The organism is Synechococcus sp. R6-7, assembly GCF_047461695.1.
In the GTDB taxonomy this organism is placed as follows: Bacteria; Cyanobacteriota; Cyanobacteriia; order Thermostichales; family Thermostichaceae; genus Thermostichus.
This window is the reverse complement of the sequence record NZ_JANSHS010000250.1, coordinates 1-3,460: the sequence shown is the minus strand read 5'-3', so window position 1 is coordinate 3,460 and position 3,460 is coordinate 1. Positions and strand designations below refer to the sequence as shown.

Here is a 3,460-nt window from a genome sequence, read left to right as displayed (position 1 = left end):
CAGCAGTGTTCAGCGTAAATGTATCAGCTCTGCCGACTGGCGCACCGTCTCGAAAAAGTGATGGACATTGGCCTCTGGAGTGCTTGGGTGGATGCCATGGCCCAAGTTCATGATGTGTCCACGGGATCCGGCTTTTCGAATCACCTCTAGGGTGCGCTGCCGGATGAACTCCGGGGATCCCAGCAACACCATTGGATCCAGATTGCCCTGCACCGCTAGGGATCCCAGGCGGGCCCTGGCCTCTGCCATGTCGCTCATCCAATCGAGGCTGAACACGTCGATGCCGGCTTTGCCCACCCGCTCCAGCAAAGCGGCGCTGCCGTTGATGTAGAGGATCAGTGGCACCTGCGGATAGCGAGCTTTCACCTGATCCACAATTTGCTTTTGGTAGGGCAAGGCCCAACACTCGTAATCGACTGGGCTGAGCTGGCCGGCCCAAGTATCGAACAACTGCACCACCTGGGCGCCGCACTCGATCTGGTAGATCACGTAGCGGGCAATGCTGTCGGCCAGCTTACTCAGCAACTGATGCAGCAATGGCGGCTGCGCGAAGGCCAAGCTCTTGATGTGGGCATAATCTTTGGAGCTGCGCCCTTCCACGGCATAGCAGGCCAGAGTCCAGGGGGAGCCGACAAATCCCAGCAGCGTCGCTTTTCCTTCCACCTCGCGGCGCAGGGTGCTGAGAATGGTCTTGATGAAAGGCAGACTTTCTTCCGGTTCCAGGAGGCGGATGCGCTCAATTTGGGCTTGGGAACGAATCGGCGGGTCGATGATTGGCCCCTGATGCTCCACCAGCTCAAAAGGGATCCCCATGCCCTCAAGGGGGGTGAGGATATCGCTGAACAGGATCACCCCATCAGGGGCAAAGGCCCGAAACGGTTGCAACGAGATCTCGACGGCCAGCTCCGGGATCTCGCAGCGCTGCTTAAAGGTGTACTTGCTTTGCAGCTCGCGGTAGGCCGCCATGTAGCGACCCGCCTGGCGCATCATCCAAACTGGAGGGCGATCCAGCACTTCCCCTCGGGCCGCCCGCAGCAAACGGTCACCCAAGTGCTCCGCACCGCTGGCGGTGGAGGAGGTGGCGCTGAGCTGAACAGGCGAGTGGGACATAGGAGGGCAATCCGGCTAAAGATCCTTATGAATCCTGACATTGTGGCGACAGCAACCGCAAGTTGGCGGCTCAGGATCCCTGCAGTTTCTTCATCGGCTGCAACTTGCTGTTACTTCTTACCCTTTTGGCCTCTGGGCTGGGATCCCCAATTAAAGTGGACATGAGATAATGACACCTGACAAGTCTGTTGAAGAACGGCTCGACAAGGATCCCCCCATTGCCGAGTTGAGAGGAAACCCCGCTTGGTTGCCCAAACCTTTAACCTGAAAGCCTACCTGAGCCAGCGTCAGCAACAGGTGGAAGAAGCTCTCTCTGCAGCTTTGGTTCCCGCCTATCCGGAGCGCATTTACGAGGCGATGCGCTACAGCCTATTGGCAGGGGGGAAGCGCCTCAGGCCCATCCTCTGTCTGGCTGCTTGCGAGTTGGCCGGCGGCACTGTGGAGCAGGCTCTGCCTACCGCCTGTGCCCTGGAAATGATCCACACCATGTCGCTCATCCATGACGACTTGCCGGCCATGGACAATGACGACTTTCGCCGCGGCAAACCCACCAACCACAAGGTGTTCGGCGAAGACATTGCCATTTTGGCGGGAGATGCTCTGCTGGCTTTTGCCTTTGAGCACATTGCTAGCCAAACTCAGGGGGTACCGCCGCAGTTGGTGTTACAGGTGATCGCCCGCATTGGCCATGCTGTGGCGGCAACCGGTTTGGTGGGGGGACAGGTGGTGGATCTGGAGTCGGAGGGCAAAGCCATTTCCCTGGAAACTTTGGAGTACATTCACAGCCACAAAACCGGCGCTCTATTGGAAGTCTCGGTGGTTTCGGGAGGGATCCTGGCGGGGGGAGATGAGGAGCTGCTGGCCCACCTGAGCCGCTACGCCCGCGATATTGGCCTGGCTTTTCAGATTGTGGACGACATTTTGGATATCACCGCCACCAGCGAGCAACTGGGCAAAACGGCAGGCAAGGATCAAGCTGCTGCCAAAGCCACCTATCCCAGCTTGTTGGGCCTAGAGGCCTCCCGGCAAAAAGCCGAGGAGCTGATTCAATCGGCCAAGGAAACGTTGCGCCCCTACGGACCGCGGGCAGAGCCGCTGCTGGCTCTGGCGGACTTCATCACTCGCCGTCAGCATTAGGGCAGGACAAGAGGACAAGTTAGATGGGATCCCTGGAGACCCTGCTCGCATGTCTGTGCTGGAGAGCCGTATGCTGCAACAGTTGATGGCCAATCATGTCCTCTGGGTTGCTTTGCTGGCCAGTGTGTTGGCCCAAGCCATCAAGCTGATCCTTTCCTATGTGCGGTCAGGCAAGGTTAACCTGCGAGTCTTGGTGGAAACCGGGGGAATGCCCAGCTCCCACGCAGCGTTGGTGACGGCTTTGTCCATTGGGGTGGGGATGCAGGAAGGCTGGGACAGCCTGCTGTTTGCCGCGACGGTGGTTTTCGCATTGGTGGTGATGTACGATGCCGCGGGGATCCGCCAAGCCGCTGGAAAACAGGCGCGGGTGCTGAATCGCCTCCTGGAAGAATGGTTTGAAGAAAAGGGCGCCGACCGTTTTCCAGAACCCTACCTGAAAGAATTGCTGGGCCACACTCCCGTGCAGGTCATGGCCGGCGCAGCTTTGGGAGCAGCCTGTATTACATTGTCGTTTGCCCTGGGAGTAAACTAAGAGCCATTGGGGCATGCTAAGGCAGAAGTACCGCGGGGTGGTCATGGCTTCCAGTTCTCAACCTCGTCCGATCCAACGTTGCCCTTCCTGTGGCAAGCCGATCCCAGCCTACCGGTTCAAATCTCCCTACTGCGACCACTGCGGTTGGCGGGCGGCTCCGGCAGCGCAAGCCCCTCAAAAAGGTGGATCCCTGGGCCAGAAAATTGCAGCTCAGGTAAACGGGATCGGATCCCAAGGTCAACGCTTCAAGGTGCCCCCTCTGCTACAGCCGCTGCTGAACTTCAACTTTTACCTCTATCTGCTCTGGGGGATCAGCCCTCTGTTTCCGCTGGTGGTGGATCGACCCCTGCTGGCCGAATCCAACTATCTGCTCCTAATCCCGCTTTTGTTGAGCTGGGGGCTGCTTTATTTGGCGGTGCGAGATCTGCCGCTGCCGGACGATTTGCGGCTGCCGCGCCTGTTGTTGGATGTATCGTTCATCCTGCTGCCCTTCTTCCAGAAAATTAATGTGTCCAAAGCCCCCAACCGACCCTATTGGAATGCTCTGCTGATTTGGGTGATCGGGATCCTGCTGCTTGCCGCTTTGCGGCTTTGGAGCTTTAGCCTGCTCCTGACGGCGGTGACCTTGCTGTTGACCAGCTTTTGCACGCTGCTGTTGTGACATACTCCCGCACTCATGCT

At 58.4% G+C, this 3,460-nt stretch carries 4 protein-coding genes; 3 read left to right on the top strand and 1 reads right to left on the bottom strand.

Annotated elements, in window-relative coordinates:
• Positions 1 to 9: 9 nt before the first annotated feature.
• Positions 10 to 1,110 (bottom strand): uroporphyrinogen decarboxylase, encoded by a 1,101-nt coding sequence (gene hemE / locus NW815_RS07905; protein ID WP_414390792.1) that lies wholly within the window; start codon positions 1,108 to 1,110, stop codon positions 10 to 12.
• Between the two features lie 243 nt (positions 1,111 to 1,353).
• Here hemE and crtE point away from each other — a divergent pair, with 243 nt between their 5' ends.
• The 3 genes from crtE to NW815_RS07890 are packed head-to-tail and all read left to right on the top strand — an operon-like array spanning position 1,354 to position 3,440.
• Positions 1,354 to 2,247, top strand: a complete 894-nt coding sequence (gene crtE / locus NW815_RS07900; protein ID WP_011433454.1) for a geranylgeranyl diphosphate synthase CrtE — start codon at positions 1,354 to 1,356, stop codon at positions 2,245 to 2,247.
• A gap of 49 nt (positions 2,248 to 2,296) precedes the next feature.
• Positions 2,297 to 2,779 carry a divergent PAP2 family protein gene (locus tag NW815_RS07895; protein ID WP_414328881.1) on the top strand — a complete coding sequence of 161 codons (483 nt, stop codon included), beginning with the start codon at positions 2,297 to 2,299 and terminating at the stop codon, positions 2,777 to 2,779.
• A 13-nt stretch (positions 2,780 to 2,792) separates the two neighbouring features.
• A complete protein-coding gene (locus tag NW815_RS07890; protein ID WP_414390794.1) occupies positions 2,793 to 3,440 on the top strand; it encodes a hypothetical protein in 648 nt (215 codons plus the stop codon).
• Positions 3,441 to 3,460 lie beyond the last annotated feature (20 nt).

What these genes read in the sequence shown, in the direction of transcription:
- hemE (WP_414390792.1), bottom strand. Translation starts at nt 1,110, where the DNA reads ATGTCCCACTCGCCTGTTCAGCTCAGCGCCACCTCCTCCACCGCCAGC.
- NW815_RS07895 (WP_414328881.1), top strand. Translation starts at nt 2,297, where the DNA reads ATGTCTGTGCTGGAGAGCCGTATGCTGCAACAGTTGATGGCCAATCAT.
- NW815_RS07890 (WP_414390794.1), top strand. Translation starts at nt 2,793, where the DNA reads ATGCTAAGGCAGAAGTACCGCGGGGTGGTCATGGCTTCCAGTTCTCAA.